The organism is Rhizobium sp. ZK1, assembly GCF_047782645.1.
Classification (GTDB): Bacteria; Pseudomonadota; Alphaproteobacteria; order Rhizobiales; family Rhizobiaceae; genus Rhizobium.
The window spans coordinates 3416584-3433538 of the sequence record NZ_CP180586.1 but is presented as its reverse complement, the minus strand read 5'-3'; the positions used below and the strand labels follow the sequence as shown (position 1 = coordinate 3433538).

Sequence of the window (16955 nt, the reverse complement as noted above, 5' to 3'; positions counted from 1 at the left end):
GCTGCGGACGATGTTTTCTATTGAGGGAGGTTCGTACTGAAGGCCGCTGCCACCATCTCCGCAAGGCGATCATGGATAGCCGTCCGGCTTGCTTCCTTGGGATCGTCGCAGAGAGGCTCTTCACCTTCCTCGCGAAGGATGGCGGCACCTGACGGTTTGCATTCGCTGAAGGCGCTGTATTGCGAAGCGCCCGTCAGGAGATCGTAACGTGCGTTGGGTATTGCGTCCTTCAGGCCTGACGCGCGCAGCCCTGGCCAGATGGTTTCCGGGGTGCCGAGATTGATCAGTCGGACGGGGATCGATATGCGCGTGAGGCTTTCAGGCGCGAAGCTGGCGCCGAGTTCAGGATCGATGACGACGACCGCCTTCACCCGCGGATCGAGATGGGAGCGGGTGAGCTTCTGCCTGTCGATGGAATGGAGATCGATACCGGCGCTGGCGAACTCGGCGCAGTCGATGCCTGTGCCGTCGGGGTTGCAGGAGCGCGCGAAGTTTTCCGGATCGAGGTGGCCGCCAGCAATCGAAAGCGCCGATGTCCCGCCGACAAGGAAGCCAAGCACGCCGATACGGTTGCGGTCTATCTTTGCAGGCAGCGTGCCGCCCTTCTCGATTGCGGTCAGAGCCGCGGAGAGATCACCGGGCCGCAGCCATATCTCGTGGAGGCTTTCCTCGCTCGTCATCGTCTGCGGATCCGGCTGGCGCATCATTGCCACAACGAAACCCTTCGAGGCGAGGCGCGATGCCATCCAGGCGCCAATGAACGGCCCGGATTTCAGACCGCCATGCGAAAGCAGGATCAAGGGATGGCTGCCGGCAGCGGCAGGTGCGCCCTGTTGCGCGGCCTCGCCTTTGAAAAGTGGACTGTCACCGACCAGGACGGGCGTTCCGCCCGCCGTCGCCGGATACCAGAGCGTGATGTCCATGATGCCGCCGCGTTCCGGCACGGGAACCGAGAACAAGGACAGACCCACAGTGTCGGCCGTATGTACCGGAGTGTTGGCGGCAAGAAGGCAGGCCGACAGCAGCAGGATGAGAAGATGTATCATGAAAACCTCGGAGCGAAGACCGCCACATGGCGGCGAGACGAGGTTTCGCTGTTTGTCAGGTGAGGGAGACCCCGATCATGATCGAGGTCGTCGCCGATCGCGATCAGGGTCTTCGTCGTTAAGTTGCCGGCTTTTAGCCGAAGCGCTCCAGCGCTGTGGTAAACACGCCGGCGTCGATGTTGCCGCCTGAGGTGACGACCACAGCCGTATCGCTGTCCAACTGGTCGCCGTGGAAGAGTGCAGCGGCAAGGGCAACGGCCCCGCCTGGCTCGACGACGATCTTGAGGCGGGTGAAGGCAAGTGCGACAGCGCGCAGCGCTTCATCGTCGGTAACGACAACGCCTTGTCCGGCCAGGCGTTTCAGGATCGGGAAGGTGATGTTGCCCGGTTGCGGCGTTACGATCGCATCGCAGATCGAGCCCGTGAGCGAAGCATTGCGCTCGATCTTACCCGAGGCAAGCGAGCGCGTCGTGTCGTCGAAATTTTCCGGCTCGCAGGGCCGGACGCGAAAACCCGGTGCGCTTGCTTCCAATGCCAGGGCGATGCCCGAACTCAGGCCGCCGCCGCCGCAGGGTACGAGGACTTCGGCATTCTTGACGCTTTCCTCTTCCGTCTGTTCGGCGATTTCCAGCCCGGTGGTGCCCTGGCCGGCAATGACCAGCGGCTCATCGAAGGGCTTGATGAGCGTCAATCCACGTTCGGCCGAAAGCTTTGCGCCGATCTCGTCGCGGTCTTCATTGGCGCGGTCGTAGAGTACGACTTCGGCGCCGAAGGCCCGAGTATTGGCGATCTTTAGCTTCGGCGCGTCGCTCGGCATGATGATGACAGAGGGGATGCCGTGCATGCGGGCAGCAAGGGCGACACCCTGTGCATGGTTACCGGAGGAGAAGGCGATGACGCCTTTCTTGCGCAGGTCCGGATCGATGCCCGAGACGGCGGACCAGCCACCGCGGAACTTGAAGGAGCCGGTATGCTGGAGGCATTCGGCCTTCACGAACAGCCGCCGGCCGGCGATTTCATCGAGAAAGGGGGAGGAGAGAAGCGGCGTGCGCCGCGCATGACCGCGCAGGCGAGCCCGGGCGGCAACGATCATTTCAATGGAAGCCATGGGAATCTCTTTTTGCTGAATGCCGCTCATGCATAGAGCGCGCATCTTTGCTTGTGAACGGCGACTTTGTCACGGTGACATGAATATGACATTGGACGCTGTGCCACCCGATTCCCGCGGGATGCGCCGTTTTCTGAACTGTGTCGGGCTTTCGCCATTCATGCGTGCGAATTCGCGGTTGAAGTTGGACTTGCTGATGAAGCCGGAGTCGAACATCACCTGGGTTATCGAATGATCGGTGCCGACCAGTTGTTCACAGGCGGAGCGGATGCGGAGGTCGTTCACATATTGCGAAACGCTCATGCCATGGATGCGGTTGACGGCTGTGGAGACGCGCCGGGCGGGCAGGTTCATCCTGCGGGCAATGCGGCTGAGATTGAGTTCGGGATCGCGGTAGAGTTGACGAGCGCGCATCAGCGCCTCGAGGGCTGCGGCGACCGCTGCGTCTTCCTCCGTTGCTGGCGGTGGCGGGGGCGGTTCCGCGGATGTCGCTTCGACTGTACTGCCGCTGCTCGCCACCGAGGCGGCGGTGCCGAGAATCAGTAGCGCGATGACATTCCCGAGCGCGACGATGGCGCCTGCATGGATGCCACCGGTCTTGGTGAAATCGAAGCTGATAATGACGTCGGTGATGGCAGAAGCGATGAGGGCGAAGCCGGTGATTTGCAGCGAACGATAGGAAAGCACTGCACCGTCAAGGCGGGAGGCGACGAGCGCATCCGGGCCATGCCGGGCAAGCCAGAGCAGTGCTGCCCCGTAGCCGAGGAAGATCAGGATAATGGCGAGGCTGATCGGCTCAGGATAAAGGGCGATGAGAACCACGATTGCGGCCGTCGGCAGAAGGTGCGGCCAGAAACGGGAGAGGGTGGGCTGCTCTTCCATGGCCAGCCCCTTGAAGCAGACCCAGGCGAGAGCCGCGATCGTTGTCGCGATCAACGACTGAAGAGGCATGATCTCGATGATGTCATAGCCCCAGCGGATGCCGATCACCACGGATTGGAGGACGTAGAACCCGATCAGCAGCAGGAAAGGTCGCTTTTCGGCAAGCGATCCATCTCCCTGCCGCAGCATGCGGATGAGCAGGATGGCAAGCAGAAGAGCCACGACGAAGGGCAGCGGAACAAAGATCATCGGTGATATCCGAACAGTAACAATGATCTCAGAATGAACCCGATTGCGTTCGCGGTCGACCCGGATCGTGATCGAGGTCTCGAAATGGGCCTGAAAATCCATCCTGACGGTGTCCTCGATAGGAGGTCGCAATCATGAACGGATTTCCGATGGCCATTCTTCTCGTCATGCCGGTGCTTCTGGCAGCCTCCGCTTCCGCATTGCCGGATAAGGTGTCGACCACTGCAATTCCCGACCTTTCCGGCGTACGGGTCGTCGCCATCAGCGGCGATGCCAGCTCGATCAACATCACCACGCGAAGCAACCAGCCTTATGGGGCATCACTCAGTGGGCGACGCAAGGGCTGGTTCTCATCCTGGTATTCGAGCTGGTACTTCGCCGATTGCCGTGACAACAGCAACATGCGTGTCGACGGCACGGTCCTGCATATCGATATCGCCGCATCGTCCTGGCTGGACCCGTCCGACTGCATGATCGAGGTCAATGCCAATGTGCCCGCCGGCGCGGCCCTCAGGATCGATCAGAGCGCCTTCACGGCAAGGCTCGATGGCCATTTCTCCGATCTCGCCATTGCCGGAAAAGCGGCTGACGTGACCTTTGACGGCCATGCCAGCGGCATCGATATCCGCGCCGATGCCGTGCGGGCTTCCCTCGATTTCGACAGGGTCGAAGCGGACGAAAGAGTATCGATCCGTGCTCGCGCACTCGATGCTTATCTCGGGTTCGGAGACAGTGTACCGATCGACTACAAGGTGACGGCAAAAGCGTCCTGGGTCGATGCCCGACAGCCGAGCGTGCCGGGCGCTATGCCGCGCGTCGAGATCGACGGCGATTTCGTTCGGGTCAGGATCCGCTGAAGCCCGGCCTGTCAATAACCGTTGGCCGAGCCTTCGGTCGCGCGGCTGTCCATTGCGCCGTTGTAGCGGGCGCCGCCACCCTTCTCGATGGCTGCAAGGCTTTTGCCTCCGACGAGGATGCCGGCCGCCTGTCCCCAGACCGGAGCACCATTGCCACCCGCGAGCTTGTAACCCATCTCGGCAAGCGCCTTTTCAGTATCCGGAGAGAGCGCAAAGGGCTCCAGGTATACGGTGTCCGGCTGCCACTGGTGATGGATGCGTGGGGCGTTGACCGCCTGGCTGATGTCCATGCCGAAATCGACGACGTTGAGAATCGCTTCGAGAGTGATGGTGATGATGCGCGAACCGCCAGGGCTGCCGATCACCATGAAGGGCTTACCGTCCCTGGTGACGATCGTCGGACTCATGGAAGACAGCGGCGTCTTCTTCGGTGCGATGGCATTGGCCTCACCCTGCACAAGGCCATAGAGATTCGGCACGCCAGGCTTGGAGGTGAAATCGTCCATCTCGTTATTGAGCAGCACACCGGTGCCGCGCGCGACCACACCGGCGCCGAAGGAGCCGTTCAGTGTATAGGTTACGGCAACGGCATTGCCTTCGTCATCGATAACGGAATAATGCGTCGTCTCGGTGCTTTCCTTGCCGCCGAGCGGCTTCAGATTGGCCGAAGTACCGGCCCTGTAGGGGTCGATCTTGGCGCGGACCTCCTTGGCATAGTTCTTGTCCAGCAGCTTGGAGACGGGGTTGTCGATAAAGTCGGGATCGCCGAGCGCGGCATTGCGGTCCACATAGGCATAACGCATGGCCTCGACCATGATATGCACGGCTTCGGCGGATCCATAGCCGAGATAGGAAAGCGGATAGCCTTCGAGGACGTTCAGGATCTCGCAGATGATAACGCCGCCGGAGGAGGGCGGCGGTGAGGAAATGATGTCGTAGCCGCGGTAATTGCATTCGATCGGTTTCAGTTCCCGCACCCTGTAGTGCTCGAAATCCTCCTTTGCGAGAATGCCGCCCTTGGCCTGGCTCGCCTTGACGATCGCATCGGCCGGTGCACCCTTATAGAAGGCGTCGGGGCCTTTTTCCGAGATCGATTGCAGGACGGCGGCCAGATCCGGCTGCACCAGTTTTTCACCGGGCGAATAGGGGCTGCCGCCGGCCTTCAGGAAGATCTTTGCGGCCTCTTCATCCTTGGCGAGCCGCTTGGCGCTGCTGGCAAAGCTTGCCGTATCACCTTGCTCCAGCGTGAAGCCTTCCCTTGCATATTTCAGGGCCGGCGCGATCAGTTCTTCGCGCTTCTTCGTGCCGTATTTTTCGCGGGCTGTCTCGAAACCCATGACCGAACCCGGTGTGCCGACGGCGAGATAGCCGTCGAGACTGGCGCGTGGGACGATGTCGCCCTTGGCGTCGAGATACATGGTCTCGGTTGCCGCGAGCGGCGCGCGTTCACGGAAATCGAGAAAGGTCGTCCGTCCGTCTTTCAGGCGGATCGTCATGAAACCGCCGCCGCCGAGATTGCCGGCTGTCGGATAAACGACCGCCAGCGCATAACCGACTGCGACCGCGGCATCGACGGCATTGCCGCCACTCTTCAGCACGTCGACGCCGACATCGGTTGCCAGATGCTGGGCGGTGACGACCATACCATGCTCGGCTTCGACAGGCGCCGGCGAGGCGGAAAAAGCCTGCAACGGCGCGAGGCAAAGCGAAATGGCGGCGAGAATGGCGACGGATTGTCTATGAAGGCGGTCCATGAATTTCCCCTCGAAGGACGGCGATGGCAAAGATATGGCGTTACCTCGCCGGGAGACAACGATCAGGCGAGAAGCTCGGCGAGTTTCTTGTTCGTGTCGTGTTCGTCGAGAGGCGTGGAGACGATCAACTTCGTGAAACGGTCATGTCCTGACCTGCGACGGCGACATTCACCTTACCCCTGACCGGATCAGGGAGTTCGGTCGCCGGTTTCTTCCGGAATGAAAACCATGCCGGTGAGGTCCTTGTCCTTCAAGGCTGCCCATTTCAACAGAGCGTCCAAAGCGGGGCAGAGGGCCTGGCCCCAGTCGGTCAGACGATATTCCACCTTGGGCGGCACCTGATGGTGGACGATGCGCAGCACGATGCCGTCATTTTCCATCTGGCGCAGCTGCTGGATCAGCATCTTCTGCGAGATGGCGGGGATGGCGCGTTCGAGATCGGAAAAGCGCAGCACCTTGCCGCCGAACAGGTGGAAGAGGATGATGAGTTTCCAGCGCCCTTCCAGGATCTTCAGAACGTTCTCGACGCCGGTTGCGGCAGAATAGGGTGTCATCGCAGCGCCTTACTTTTTGGTAAGTACCATACTTTTTTGTATGTTCTTGTCATTTGGTAAGCTTATGCCCATCCTTTTCGCGAAGCAACAGAAGAGGAGTTTTCCGAGTGAACATCGAGCTTCCGAAACCGCTGGCGATTTATTACGCCGCCAAGAATCAAAAGAATGTCGACGGCATGCTCACCTGTTTTGCCGCAGATGCCAGCGTACGCGACGAAGGCGAAGACAGGCATGGCCGTGCCGAAATCCGCAAATGGATGGAGGAGACGACGCGCAAATATGGTGTGACGGTCGATCCCAGGGAGATTTCCGGTGACGCCGACAGGCCGATCGTGGCGGCATTGGTTTCGGGCAATTTTCCAGGCAGTCCTGTCACGCTCCACTATCACTTCACACTTGCCGGCGATGTCATCACGCATCTGGAGATCTACGCATGACTGTCGCACCTGCTTTTACGTTCGATCCGAACGAGTTCATTGACAAGCGGGTGCTTGTCACAGGCGGTACAAAGGGTATGGGTGAGGCAATCGTGCAGCGCCTTTCGGCGGCCGGCGCGAAGGTTGCGACGACTGCACGCTCGCCGCTGCCCGAGGGGCAGGTACCTGCGCTCTTCATTCAGGCTGATATCAGTACCGTGGAGGGTGTGGATACCGTCGTCTCGACGGTGCTCGACAGTTTCGGCGGCCTCGATATTCTCGTCAACAATGTCGGCGGCTCGTCGGCGCCGAGTGGTGGTTTTGCCGCGTTGACGGATGAGCACTGGCAGGCGGACATCAATGCCAACCTGATGGCGCCGGTGCGGCTCGACCGATCGTTTCTGCCCGGCATGATCAAGCGTGGCCACGGCGTCATCATCCATATATCCTCGATCCAGAGGCGGTTGCCGCTCTATGAAGCGACGCTCGCCTATGCGGCGGCCAAGGCTGGATTGTCGACTTACAGCAAGGGATTGTCGAAAGAGGTCGGACCGAAGGGCGTTCGGGTGAATGCCATAGCGCCTGGCTTCATCGAGACCACGGCCGCAACAGCGCTGATCCGGCGGATCGCGCAAGAGGCCGGTACCGACGAAGATAGTGGCCGCAAGCTGCTGATGGATTCGCTTGGCGGCATATCGATCGGCCGGCCAGGGCGCCCGGAAGAGGTGGCGGAACTCGTTGCCTTCCTGGCCTCGCCGCGTGCCGCTTCCATTCACGGCGCGGAATATACCATCGATGGCGGCACCGTTCCGACGGTTTGATCGATGGAAGAGCCGGCCAGCCGTTCTTCCGCCTTGCGGGCGATCGCTGCAAGGTCGCGCGGCTTGCCGGCAATCTTCTCCATAGCGGCGATGGCGACATCGGTCGCAAGATAATCCGGCTTATGGCCAACGCCCTTGACCGTGATGAGTTCGGACCCCTTGATATCCCGCGCCAGACCGCGCGAATGCAGGTGCTCCCAGACAATCTCGTCCTTGTCGCCCGTTATGATGACGGTTGGTGATGATATCTCGGAATAGTGGTGCGCATTGGCCGTCAGGTATTCATGGAGCCGTTTGAAGTCGGCGGCATTGTTGTAAAAGGCGCGCGGCCTTAGCACCAGCGACGGGCCGGTTCTGGCGACGTAATCAACGGGGCGGGGATTGGGGCGGAAGACATTTAGCGTGCCGCGCTCCAATCGGTGCAGGCCGAGAGGCACGACGACTGCATGATTGAAGAGCCAACCGACAACCGGCGCCGTTGCGACATGATAATACCAGTCGATGCCGCCGGGCCATGGATGGGAGGCCGGCGCGAGGAAGAGAAGACCCGCCGTCTTGCCCGGATGGCGAACACCGAAGGCCGCGGCGATCGCGCCGCCGAAGGAATGGCCGATGATGATCGCCTTTTCGATGCCGCGCTTTTCCATCAGCCTGGCGATAGCGTCGGCCTGGCCGGAAGGCAGGGCATTTTCCGGCCCGCCGCGTTCCGAATAGCCATGACCGGGGCGATCGACGAAGAGCATCTCGGCGCGGCCTTCCAGCGGCTCTCGGAAAGCACCAGCCTGGTCCAGCAGGTTGCCGCTCGCGCCATGAATGAAAACCAGAGCTGGAAGATCGGCGCTGTCCGGGCGAGGCACATGCACGGCATTCATGCGATAGCCGCCGATATCGGTCAGTTCGCCGATATTGGGATAAGCATATTCAAACTGGCGGGCCTTGTAGGAAGAATAGCCGATGGCGGCGGCTACGGGGACGAGAAGGGCGGAGATTTCGGCAAGCATGGTTTCAACCGCACGATGACGACATCATCAGTTTAAGATTGTGTGCTTTCCCACGCCGTCAAGTGTGCGCGGATCGGTCAGGTGCGGTTGCCGGCAAGCTTTTCCGAGAGCGTATTGACCTGATCCTGGGCGGTGCGATCGGCGGGGTAGACATCGAGAATGCGCTCCCAGGCCTTGAGCGTTATGTCGTCATTGCCTGTTGTGGCGAGGATAGCCGCCATGCCGGACAGCGCGCCGAAATGGCGAGGCTCGATTTTCAACACCTGCTCGATATCGGCCATCGACTTGCGATAGTTGCCGAGCACGAAGTTCAGCGTCGCGCGCCGGTTCCAGCTTTCGGCATAGGTCGGCTTCAGGGCGATGGCTTCATCGAGGAAGTCCAGGGCTGCCGGATTGCGCTTTTCCTCGATCGCCTTGTCGGCCCACTGCATCAGGAGATTGATGGTTGCGCTGCCGGAATCGTTCCATTCCATGCGGATCTGATTGGCGATGCTGCTCGCCTTGTCCGGATCGCGTTCACGCTTCAACTGCGAATAGAGCTGGTCGAGACGCTGTTTCGGCGAAGAATCGGTATTGGCCGGCTGCTCGACAATAACGTCCTTCTGCTGCGCCATGGCAGGAAGGGCTGGGGCGAACAGGGTGAGGGCAAGCGGCAGCGCCGCTGAGGTCATAGCAAAAAAGCGCATGGCGGACATATTAGCCCGCCATCGCTGAAGATCAAACAAATTTGACGTGATCACCGAAGCGACCAACCGATATGCCAGCCCGCAGGCAGACAAACCGGGTACACGTACAATCAGCCCTGACGAGCCTTGTAGCGCGGGTTCTGCTTGTTGATGATGTAGATGCGGCCCTTGCGGCGAACGAGACGGTTGTCACGATGACGCGCCTTGAGCGACTTGAGCGAATTCTTGATCTTCATTTTTCTGATCCGCGATGTTTCTGGGGGAATTCACATTCGCCCGTATCTTTAACAATCAAAAGCGCGCCGGCTGGGCGCGCTCTTCAGGTGGGGGAGCAGATAACCCGGCCTCTGCCCTGTGTCAACCACGTGAAGGCTTTTTTCCGCGGTTTTCAGGCGCTGTCCGGGCAAAGGTTCAGGTGGTTTTGCCCGTCAGCATCGTCACGTGGCCCATCTTCCGGCCAGGGCGCGACTCGGTCTTGCCGTAGAGGTGCACAAGCGTGTCGTCGCGTTTCAGCCAGTCCGGAACGGCCAGGATATCGTCGCCGATCAGGTTCTGCATCACGCAATCGGAATGGCGGCGCGGATTACCGAGCGGCAGGCCGGCGACGGCGCGGATATGCTGCTCGAATTGCGAGACGACGCAGGCGGCTTCGGTCCAGTGGCCGGAATTGTGGACGCGCGGCGCCATTTCGTTGGCAATCAGGCTGCCATCGGTCAGCACGAAGAATTCGATGCCGATGACGCCGATGTAGTCGAGCGCGGTGAGGATTTGTTCAGCAGCCTTGCGTGCCGCATCGGCGGTGGCAGCGGAGATCGCCGCCGGCACGGTCGATGTATGAAGGATGCCGTTGCGATGGACATTTTCGGCCGGGTCGAAGCAGAGCACGGTTCCCTCAGTGGCGCGGGCGGCGATGATCGAGATCTCGCGCTCGAAGGCGACGAAGCTTTCGAGGATGAGCGGCACTGAGCCGAGCTCCGCATAGGTCCCGTCAGGACTGTCGGCCGGTGAGCGGAACACCTTCTGGCCCTTGCCATCATAACCGAGGCGGCGGGTCTTCAGCACACCCTGACCGCCGAAATCCTTCAACGCCTGCTCGAGATCGGCCTGGCTGTCGACGGCATGAAAACGGGCGGTCGGGATCCCGCAGCCGTTGATGAAACGTTTTTCGATGAGGCGGTCCTGTGCGGCTTCCAGCGCCTTCGGGGGTGGATAGACAGGCACATTCTTTGCCAGCCGTTCTGCAGCCGCAACGGGCACGTTCTCAAACTCGTAGGTCACGACGTCGCAGAGATCAGCCAATTCGGCGAGCGCTGCCGGATCGTCATAGGCGGCGACGATCTGCCGGTTGGCGAGCTGGGCGGCGGGGCTGTCGGCCTGTGGCTCCAATATGATTGTGCGGAAGTTCAGCCGGGCTGCGGCCATGGCGAGCATGCGGCCGAGCTGGCCGCCGCCGATGATGCCTATCGTTCTTACCATCAGAGATCGTCCATCGGATATTCGGCGACCGAGGCGCTCTGGCGCTCGCGCCATTCGTCGAGGCGGTCGGCGATCTCCTCGTCGGAGAGGGCGAGCACGGCAGCGGCGAGAAGAGCAGCGTTGATGGCGCCGGCCTTGCCGATGGCAAGCGTACCGACGGGGATGCCGCCCGGCATCTGGACGATGGAAAGCAGGCTGTCCTGACCGGACATCGTCTTCGACTGGACCGGCACGCCAAAGACCGGCAGCGGCGTCATGGCAGCCGTCATTCCCGGAAGGTGGGCCGCACCACCAGCGCCTGCAATGATGACCTTGAACCCCTCCGCGCGTGCTCCCTTGGCGAAAGTGACGAGCCGGTCGGGTGTGCGATGAGCCGAGATGATACGCGCGTCATACTCGATTTCCAGCGCCTCCAGCGTATCGGCAGCATTCTTCATGGTTTCCCAGTCGGACTGGCTGCCCATGATAATGGCGACTGGCGGTCTGTCTGTCATCGTCACAATCGTTCCTTCAGGCGATGATATCGGGGATGATCTGGTCTTCCAACTTGGAGAGCTTGTCCTTGATGACCAGCTTCTTCTTCTTCATGCGCTGGATGCGCAGCGCGTCGCAGCCTGTCTCAATCATGGCGTTGATCGCGGCGTCGTAATCCTCGTGCTCCTGGCGCAAACGCGCCACCATGAGCCTGATTTCCGCCTGTTCCTGATCGGCCATTTGTATTCCCCATGATCGTCTTCGGACCTTGTCCGGTCTGCCGATAATTTCCGCAAGCTCCTATCACCAAATAGAGGTAACGGGAAGTTAGTGTTGATCATGAATTTGCCGCTTAGTCTTCATCTTTTGGCCTTCGACAAGCCTTTAAAAATGTGTCACAGTCCGCTGGTTGACACCTTGGATCTCCAGCAATGGATGGCTGGGGAAGGGTAAGAGGAAGGAAGGGTCAAATGACTGTTCAAGCTCATCTTGAATCGCTCCAGAAAAAGCATGTCGCTCTCGAGGAGGAGTTGCATGCCCTGAGAACATCTCCCTCTATTTCCGATACTGAACTTGCCGAATGCAAGCGCCGTAAGCTGCGCATCAAGGACGAGATCGAGCGTCTCAAGTCATCCGTCCATTGATCTTTCCAGGATATCGCCGGATATCAGTCTTGTGAAAGAAAAGGTAAATTCCCCAGTTTTCTAGACTATCAAGCAAGACCCGGTGAATAACCGAAATCAAGCGCCAGTCCCTTGCATGCGGCATCGGGCTGGCGTTTTTATGAGAAAAGGGCGTCTTCAGGCCCAGAACTGATCGAGCCAGAGATTGAGCTTGTCGAAACCGCGGTTGTTGACCGTGTAGATGCGCTTCGTGCCTTCCGAGGTCACGGACACGAGGTTGCTTTCAAGCAGCGCCTTCAGATGTTGCGACACGGCCGGGCGGCTGATCGGCAGGCCCTCGGCAAGCTCATTGACCGTCTTCGGCGCGCGCCGCAATTCCTCCAGCAAAAACCTCCGGTTCGGATCGGCAATCGCAGTGAAGGGGTCCGCGTTCGACATCGCAAAAAGCTACGTCAAACAGGCTCTTGCAGCAAGGAAATTGTGCATCGCAACGGAAGGCAACCCTATTCGAGCATGCCTTCGCGCAGGATCAGTAAAGCGGCGATCAGCGCCATGGCATACATGAAGGGATAGAATATCTGCGGCTTCATGCGCCGTACGCACCATGCGCCGGTGATTGTTGCCAGCGGAGCGAAGGGCAGAAGCGTAGCAGAGGCCAGGAGGTTGCGGGTGTCGAGCTGGCCAAGCGCGAAATACGGAATGAGCTTTACGGCGTTCAGGATGGCGAAAAAGCGCACGCTAGTGCCGGTGAATTCCCGCGGCGGCAGCTTGAGTGGCAAAGCATAGATCTGGAAGGGCGCGCCGCCGGCATGGGCGACGAAGCTGCCATAGCCGGAAAGCGTGCTCCAAAGGCTCGCCAGCACCGGGCGCTGGGGCCGCGGCGGGATGACCTTCCCCTTGCCGGGGCCGAAATTGTTCCAGAAATAACGCAGGCAGAAGGCGATGGTGACGGCGCCGATGAGAATACGCAGCACATTGCCTGGTACGAGAGCCGAGGTGGCCCAGCCGAAGGCGATACCGAGAATAGCGCCTGGCAGCATGATCTTCAGCGTCGTCCAGTCGCCATGCCGACGCCAGATCACCAGCGATATCATGTCCATGAAAACAAGGATGGGAAGCAGGATCGCAGCGGCCTCGACGGGTGCGACCACGAGGGCGAGAAAGGGAAGGCCGATCAGCGACAAAGCGTCGCCCATCCCGCCTTTGGCAAGCCCGACCAGAATGACAGCCGGGATTGCAGCGTAGTAGAATGACAGATCTTGCGGCATGCTTTTGAAGTTCCTCCCCTTGCAAGCCCCCTCTATCGGAATTACTCACTCAAAACGAGTGCGGATCCGCCATAGAGCGGGAAAAACCGCCGCAGATGGAAAGACTTCATGACCGAACCGGAAAACCGCTGCCGCCTTGTCCTTGTTGCGCCCGACATCGCCGATGCCGATGAACAGGTGAAGAGCGTCGCCGATGCGCTTGATGGTGGCGATGTCGCATCCGTCATTCTGCCGCAATACGGTCTGGATGACGGCAGCTTCCAGAAACGCGCGGAGAAGCTTGTCCCGATCATTCAGGCTGCCGGTGCTGCGGCACTGATCGCCGGCGACAGCCGCGTTGTCGGCCGTTCGAAGGCCGATGGCCTGCATATCACCGGACCGGCAAGCGAGATTGCCGATGCGATCGATCGTTACGCGGACAAGCTGATCGTCGGCGGCGGCAATGCGGCCGACCGGCATACGGCGCTGGAAGTCGGCGAGGAACGGCCCGATTACATCTTCTTCGGCAAGCTCGATGGCGACATCAAGCCGGAGGCGCATCCGAAGAATCTGGCGCTTGCCGAGTGGTGGGCATCGATGATCGAGATCCCCTGCATCGTCATGGGCGGCACTGATCCGGCTTCCGCGCTTGCCGTTGCCGAGACCGGTGCGGAGTTCGTGGCGATGCGCATGGGGGTTTTTGCGGAGCCGGCGCAGGCGTCCTCGATCGTGGCTCAGATCAATGCCTTGCTTGACGAAAAAGCGCCACGGTTTGAGGATTGATATCGCCCTCATGCCGATCCCTGCCCGCCTTTCGAGATGCGTTCTCCTTTGCATAACCGCCCTGCTGGCGGTCAGGCCGGAGTTTGCGCTGGCCCAGGCGAGTGAGGCGATTACCGAACCCTCGGCGAGGCCCAGCCAGACATTCCGTACCGACCGGCCGCAGCCGCCCGCTGGCGCCATTCCATCCGATGGCGTCGGGGTTTTCGATCGTATGGGTGCAAAGCTGCCCGACCTGCCGCCTGAAAAGGAATACAAGGGGCAGATCGACGAGGCGTTCGGCGCCTATCAGCGTGGCTATTACCTGACTGCCATGGACAAGGCGTTGCCGCGGGCGCAGCTCGGCGATCCGGCTGCCCAGACCTTGATTGCGGAAATCCTGTCGCAGGGGCTTGGCGTCAAGCGAGACATGAAGAACGCAGCCTTCTGGTACGGCAAGGCAGCAGAGGGTGGCGATCCGGCAGCCATGTTCAAATATGCCCTGCTCCTCATGGAGGGCAACGACGTCACGCGCGACAAGGCGAAGGCCGATGAATTCATGCGCAAAGCGGCCGATGCGGGCAATTCGTCTGCCGAATTCAACTGGGCGCAGACGCTCGTTGCCGACAATCGCGGCGACAAGGGGCTGAAGCTTGCCTTGCCTTATTATGAGAAGTCTGCGGAACAGGGCGTCGCCGATGCGCAATATGCAGTTGCGCAGATCTACCAGAAGGTTGCCGATCTGCCTGAAGACAAGAAGCTTCTGGCCCGCGACTGGCTGGCGCGCGCGGCGCGCGCGGGGTTCGATACGGCGCAGCTCGACATGGGTATCTGGCTGGTCAACGGTATCGGCGGGCCGAAGGATTACGTGCGTGGCTTCGAGTGGCTGAAGTTTGCCGCCAACCGCGGCAATGTCGTTGCACAGAACAAGCTCGCACATCTCTACATCAATGCGCTCGGTACCCCGCCCGATCCAATCGAGGCCGCGAAATGGTACGTGCTGTCGCGGCGGGCGGGGCTGACCGACCCGGTGCTCGAGGATTTCTATCTCGGCATCGAGGACGACCAGCAGAAGGCGGCGATCGAGGCGGCAAACAAGTTCCGCCGGACCAATTAGAGCGCCGTGCGTCCATTCGGACGCACTAAGAACGCTCTATAGCTCATTGAATCTACGCATCAGGCTTTCCAAAAATCGATTCCGATTTTTGGGCCGATGCTGTAACGCGTGGGTCTTGCTTCAAAAAAGCGCGTCCTCGAACAGATCCTCGTCGCTCTGGGCTTTTGCCGGCTCAGCAGATGCGGGTGCCGCCATTTCCTCGGTGGCGGGAACGATGTCGCGATGGACATTGCGCTCCTGCACCATCGTGTAGAGCTTGAAGATCTTGCGGTCGAGCGGAGCAATCGCCTCGGCGATGTCGGAGATATCGGCGATCCGATCGCCGGCCACGGTTTCCAGAACATCGGCACAGCGAGCGAGCACATCGCCGAGATCATGCTGGAAATCGAGCTTGCCGATCAGCAGGTTGATCTTGGTCGCGACCTCGCGGCCATGTTCGGCAAGCACCTTGAGCTCGTCTTCCATCAGGTCGGCTGCGGAGCGGATCGTGCCGACCGCCGAGGTGAGGCTTTCGGCAAGGCCGCCGTTCTTGGCGCTGCTTGCAGGAGCAACGCGTCCGGCCGAGGCTTCGAGTGCCGGCAGGCCGTTGACGATGGCGTCGGCTGAATCGTCGAGCTTGCCGGCAAAGATTCGCAGCTCGGCGGTAACGACGTTGATCGACTTGCCCTCTTCCCCGAGACGGCTGCAGCGCAGGTTGGTATTCAGCGCCATGTAGTGAATATCGGTCTTGACCGCGCGGATCGCCTCGATGGAGTGCAGAAGCGTCGCGGCGGTGCCGAGCGTCGACTGACTGACCTGATCGGCCTGTCGGCCCGCGGCATCGACCTGTTTGACGATCTCGTGGGCGGCCGAGACGCTGGATTCCAGCGCGCGCATGAAATTGCCGCCATTGCCGTCGCTCTGACCACTCATCTGGTCGCGCAACCTCAGAATTTCCTGCGTATCCTGGCTGAAACTCGCGATAGTCTGCACGACATTGCGGGAATCCCGCTGGAAATCCGTGCACATGTCCGCCATCTGCGCGGCCGTCAGGTGATGAATGACGTTCTGCAGGCGCTTGCGTGCGTCGGCATCGAGCCTGGCGCCGTCCTCGCTTGCGAAAAAATCCTCCAGCAGCGAGAAGGTGCTCTGCACATGCTCGATGCGCTGGCGGGTGATATCGCCGATCTGCAGCGCCGAAAGCGTGGATGCGACCTTGGCCTGCACGCCACGGGCAACGGCACCGACGTCGCGGGCGATCGCGCCGAGATTCTGGCGATGATCGGCGATCTTCTTCGCGTCGTCCTTGAGTGCCCTGGCAACGGCAGGAACGGTGTCGGCATAGTTCTTGGAGAGACTGTTGCCGAACGAGAGGGCGAGCTTGACTTCCTTCTGCAGGCTGTCGAGATGGGTAGCGAAACGGTTGACTTCGTCGGTCCCCGAATAGATGCGTTCGAGGATCTCCTGAGCGAAGCCCGCGAATTCGGCAAGGCCCGCGCCTGTTATCTTCACCGTGACCGCAAAGGTGCGCAGATAACGCATCGTCTCCTGCATATCAGCGACATGCCGGTGCAGTTCCGAACCGGTCTGGGCAAGTGCCGCCAGGGCCTGCTGGCGGTTTTCTTCGGCGCCCGGAAGCTCGATCAGGTTCTGGACGGTTGCATTGAGATCGGCGCTGGTATCACTCGCCTCATTGTTGTCGAGCGCCTTGGTGATCTGGTCCAGCGACGTCAACAGACGATTGAGGACATCCATGACGGACAGCAGGACGGTGCCACCTTCGAGGAAGCGCTCCTCGACCTGGGTGCGGGCCGATTCCAGAGTCTGACTGATATCCAAACCTGATGCGTAAAACGCAGTCTGTGCCGATGCCGTCGCGTTTGTCATTTTTGTACCTTTACTTATA

The 16955-nt window shown here is 60.4% G+C and carries 20 protein-coding genes; 6 read left to right on the top strand and 14 right to left on the bottom strand.

Annotation, left to right across the window (positions count from 1 at the left end; translation table 11 throughout):
• Window positions 1-17: 17 nt before the first annotated feature.
• The 3 genes from ACK9YZ_RS17540 to ACK9YZ_RS17530 all read right to left on the bottom strand — a co-directional run bounded on the left by ACK9YZ_RS17540 (window position 18) and on the right by ACK9YZ_RS17530 (window position 3285).
• On the bottom strand, window positions 18-1046 hold the full coding sequence (locus tag ACK9YZ_RS17540) for an alpha/beta hydrolase family protein (RefSeq protein ID WP_416064664.1): 1029 nt from the start codon (window positions 1044-1046) through the stop codon (window positions 18-20).
• A 133-nt stretch (window positions 1047-1179) separates the two neighbouring features.
• Window positions 1180-2154 carry a threonine ammonia-lyase gene (locus ACK9YZ_RS17535; RefSeq protein WP_416064663.1) on the bottom strand — a complete coding sequence of 325 codons (975 nt, stop codon included), beginning with the start codon at window positions 2152-2154 and terminating at the stop codon, window positions 1180-1182.
• A gap of 69 nt (window positions 2155-2223) precedes the next feature.
• Window positions 2224-3285 (bottom strand): helix-turn-helix domain-containing protein, encoded by a 1062-nt coding sequence (locus tag ACK9YZ_RS17530; protein ID WP_416064662.1) that lies wholly within the window; start codon window positions 3283-3285, stop codon window positions 2224-2226.
• Between the two features lie 134 nt (window positions 3286-3419).
• On the opposite strand from ACK9YZ_RS17530, the gene ACK9YZ_RS17525 reads away from it, so the two are divergent.
• Complete coding sequence (locus ACK9YZ_RS17525; protein ID WP_416064661.1) at window positions 3420-4142, top strand: hypothetical protein; 723 nt, start codon at window positions 3420-3422, stop codon at window positions 4140-4142.
• A gap of 11 nt (window positions 4143-4153) precedes the next feature.
• Here the strand turns inward: ACK9YZ_RS17525 and ggt are convergent, their stop codons facing one another.
• Window positions 4154-5896 (bottom strand): gamma-glutamyltransferase, encoded by a 1743-nt coding sequence (gene ggt / locus ACK9YZ_RS17520; RefSeq protein ID WP_416064660.1) that lies wholly within the window; start codon window positions 5894-5896, stop codon window positions 4154-4156.
• A 188-nt stretch (window positions 5897-6084) separates the two neighbouring features.
• Window positions 6085-6450 carry a winged helix-turn-helix transcriptional regulator gene (locus ACK9YZ_RS17515; protein WP_216755864.1) on the bottom strand — a complete coding sequence of 122 codons (366 nt, stop codon included), beginning with the start codon at window positions 6448-6450 and terminating at the stop codon, window positions 6085-6087.
• A 107-nt stretch (window positions 6451-6557) separates the two neighbouring features.
• On the opposite strand from ACK9YZ_RS17515, the gene ACK9YZ_RS17510 reads away from it, so the two are divergent.
• Together ACK9YZ_RS17510 and ACK9YZ_RS17505 are read left to right on the top strand one after the other, a co-directional pair.
• Window positions 6558-6887, top strand: coding sequence for a nuclear transport factor 2 family protein (locus tag ACK9YZ_RS17510; protein ID WP_416064659.1), 330 nt, complete (start codon window positions 6558-6560; stop codon window positions 6885-6887).
• Complete coding sequence (locus ACK9YZ_RS17505; RefSeq protein WP_216755862.1) at window positions 6884-7687, top strand: SDR family oxidoreductase; 804 nt, start codon at window positions 6884-6886, stop codon at window positions 7685-7687. Before ACK9YZ_RS17510 ends, ACK9YZ_RS17505 begins: the two co-directional genes overlap by 4 nt.
• On the opposite strand, the gene ACK9YZ_RS17500 is transcribed toward ACK9YZ_RS17505, so the two are convergent.
• The 6 genes from ACK9YZ_RS17500 to ACK9YZ_RS17475 all read right to left on the bottom strand — a co-directional run bounded on the left by ACK9YZ_RS17500 (window position 7639) and on the right by ACK9YZ_RS17475 (window position 11564).
• Window positions 7639-8688 carry an alpha/beta fold hydrolase gene (locus ACK9YZ_RS17500; protein WP_416064658.1) on the bottom strand — a complete coding sequence of 350 codons (1050 nt, stop codon included), beginning with the start codon at window positions 8686-8688 and terminating at the stop codon, window positions 7639-7641. The genes ACK9YZ_RS17505 and ACK9YZ_RS17500 overlap by 49 nt on opposite strands.
• 77 nt (window positions 8689-8765) lie before the next feature.
• Complete coding sequence (locus ACK9YZ_RS17495; RefSeq protein ID WP_416064657.1) at window positions 8766-9383, bottom strand: hypothetical protein; 618 nt, start codon at window positions 9381-9383, stop codon at window positions 8766-8768.
• A gap of 101 nt (window positions 9384-9484) precedes the next feature.
• Window positions 9485-9610 (bottom strand): type B 50S ribosomal protein L36, encoded by a 126-nt coding sequence (gene ykgO, locus ACK9YZ_RS17490; protein ID WP_007826467.1) that lies wholly within the window; start codon window positions 9608-9610, stop codon window positions 9485-9487.
• Between the two features lie 175 nt (window positions 9611-9785).
• A complete protein-coding gene (locus tag ACK9YZ_RS17485) occupies window positions 9786-10853 on the bottom strand; it encodes a 5-(carboxyamino)imidazole ribonucleotide synthase (protein ID WP_416066761.1) in 1068 nt (355 codons plus the stop codon).
• The gene (gene purE, locus ACK9YZ_RS17480; RefSeq protein WP_183735228.1) at window positions 10850-11344 is read right to left on the bottom strand and encodes a 5-(carboxyamino)imidazole ribonucleotide mutase; all 495 of its coding nucleotides are present in this window, start codon (window positions 11342-11344) and stop codon (window positions 10850-10852) included. Before purE ends, ACK9YZ_RS17485 begins: the two co-directional genes overlap by 4 nt.
• A gap of 16 nt (window positions 11345-11360) precedes the next feature.
• Window positions 11361-11564 (bottom strand): YdcH family protein, encoded by a 204-nt coding sequence (locus ACK9YZ_RS17475; RefSeq protein ID WP_007826473.1) that lies wholly within the window; start codon window positions 11562-11564, stop codon window positions 11361-11363.
• A gap of 230 nt (window positions 11565-11794) precedes the next feature.
• On the opposite strand from ACK9YZ_RS17475, the gene ACK9YZ_RS17470 reads away from it, so the two are divergent.
• On the top strand, window positions 11795-11968 hold the full coding sequence (locus ACK9YZ_RS17470) for a YdcH family protein (RefSeq protein WP_007826474.1): 174 nt from the start codon (window positions 11795-11797) through the stop codon (window positions 11966-11968).
• 156 nt (window positions 11969-12124) lie between these two features.
• Here ACK9YZ_RS17470 and ACK9YZ_RS17465 read toward each other — a convergent pair whose 3' ends face one another.
• Entirely contained in the window at window positions 12125-12385 is a 261-nt protein-coding gene (locus ACK9YZ_RS17465) for an ArsR/SmtB family transcription factor (RefSeq protein WP_113296103.1), read from the bottom strand.
• A gap of 65 nt (window positions 12386-12450) precedes the next feature.
• Complete coding sequence (locus ACK9YZ_RS17460) at window positions 12451-13215, bottom strand: sulfite exporter TauE/SafE family protein (RefSeq protein ID WP_416064656.1); 765 nt, start codon at window positions 13213-13215, stop codon at window positions 12451-12453.
• Window positions 13216-13323: 108 nt separating this feature from the next.
• Between ACK9YZ_RS17460 and ACK9YZ_RS17455 the strand changes: the two genes are divergently transcribed.
• On the top strand, window positions 13324-13977 hold the full coding sequence (locus ACK9YZ_RS17455; RefSeq protein ID WP_416064655.1) for a thiamine phosphate synthase: 654 nt from the start codon (window positions 13324-13326) through the stop codon (window positions 13975-13977).
• Window positions 13978-13987: 10 nt separating this feature from the next.
• Window positions 13988-15070 (top strand): tetratricopeptide repeat protein, encoded by a 1083-nt coding sequence (locus ACK9YZ_RS17450; RefSeq protein WP_416064654.1) that lies wholly within the window; start codon window positions 13988-13990, stop codon window positions 15068-15070.
• Window positions 15071-15190: 120 nt separating this feature from the next.
• Here ACK9YZ_RS17450 and ACK9YZ_RS17445 read toward each other — a convergent pair whose 3' ends face one another.
• The gene (locus ACK9YZ_RS17445; protein ID WP_416064653.1) at window positions 15191-16936 is read right to left on the bottom strand and encodes a chemotaxis protein; all 1746 of its coding nucleotides are present in this window, start codon (window positions 16934-16936) and stop codon (window positions 15191-15193) included.
• Between the last annotated feature and the right edge of the window lie 19 nt (window positions 16937-16955).

Bases quoted from the DNA above. Each gene is read 5' to 3' on its own strand.
- ACK9YZ_RS17540 (WP_416064664.1), bottom strand. From the start codon at position 1,046: ATGATACATCTTCTCATCCTGCTGCTGTCGGCCTGCCTTCTTGCCGCC.
- ACK9YZ_RS17535 (WP_416064663.1), bottom strand. From the start codon at position 2,154: ATGGCTTCCATTGAAATGATCGTTGCCGCCCGGGCTCGCCTGCGCGGT.
- ACK9YZ_RS17530 (WP_416064662.1), bottom strand. From the start codon at position 3,285: ATGATCTTTGTTCCGCTGCCCTTCGTCGTGGCTCTTCTGCTTGCCATC.
- ACK9YZ_RS17525 (WP_416064661.1), top strand. From the start codon at position 3,420: ATGAACGGATTTCCGATGGCCATTCTTCTCGTCATGCCGGTGCTTCTG.
- ggt (WP_416064660.1), bottom strand. From the start codon at position 5,896: ATGGACCGCCTTCATAGACAATCCGTCGCCATTCTCGCCGCCATTTCG.
- ACK9YZ_RS17515 (WP_216755864.1), bottom strand. From the start codon at position 6,450: ATGACACCCTATTCTGCCGCAACCGGCGTCGAGAACGTTCTGAAGATC.
- ACK9YZ_RS17505 (WP_216755862.1), top strand. From the start codon at position 6,884: ATGACTGTCGCACCTGCTTTTACGTTCGATCCGAACGAGTTCATTGAC.
- ACK9YZ_RS17500 (WP_416064658.1), bottom strand. From the start codon at position 8,688: ATGCTTGCCGAAATCTCCGCCCTTCTCGTCCCCGTAGCCGCCGCCATC.
- ACK9YZ_RS17495 (WP_416064657.1), bottom strand. From the start codon at position 9,383: ATGTCCGCCATGCGCTTTTTTGCTATGACCTCAGCGGCGCTGCCGCTT.
- ykgO (WP_007826467.1), bottom strand. From the start codon at position 9,610: ATGAAGATCAAGAATTCGCTCAAGTCGCTCAAGGCGCGTCATCGTGAC.
- purE (WP_183735228.1), bottom strand. From the start codon at position 11,344: ATGACAGACAGACCGCCAGTCGCCATTATCATGGGCAGCCAGTCCGAC.
- ACK9YZ_RS17475 (WP_007826473.1), bottom strand. From the start codon at position 11,564: ATGGCCGATCAGGAACAGGCGGAAATCAGGCTCATGGTGGCGCGTTTG.
- ACK9YZ_RS17470 (WP_007826474.1), top strand. From the start codon at position 11,795: ATGACTGTTCAAGCTCATCTTGAATCGCTCCAGAAAAAGCATGTCGCT.
- ACK9YZ_RS17465 (WP_113296103.1), bottom strand. From the start codon at position 12,385: ATGTCGAACGCGGACCCCTTCACTGCGATTGCCGATCCGAACCGGAGG.
- ACK9YZ_RS17460 (WP_416064656.1), bottom strand. From the start codon at position 13,215: ATGCCGCAAGATCTGTCATTCTACTACGCTGCAATCCCGGCTGTCATT.
- ACK9YZ_RS17455 (WP_416064655.1), top strand. From the start codon at position 13,324: ATGACCGAACCGGAAAACCGCTGCCGCCTTGTCCTTGTTGCGCCCGAC.
- ACK9YZ_RS17450 (WP_416064654.1), top strand. From the start codon at position 13,988: ATGCCGATCCCTGCCCGCCTTTCGAGATGCGTTCTCCTTTGCATAACC.
- ACK9YZ_RS17445 (WP_416064653.1), bottom strand. From the start codon at position 16,936: ATGACAAACGCGACGGCATCGGCACAGACTGCGTTTTACGCATCAGGT.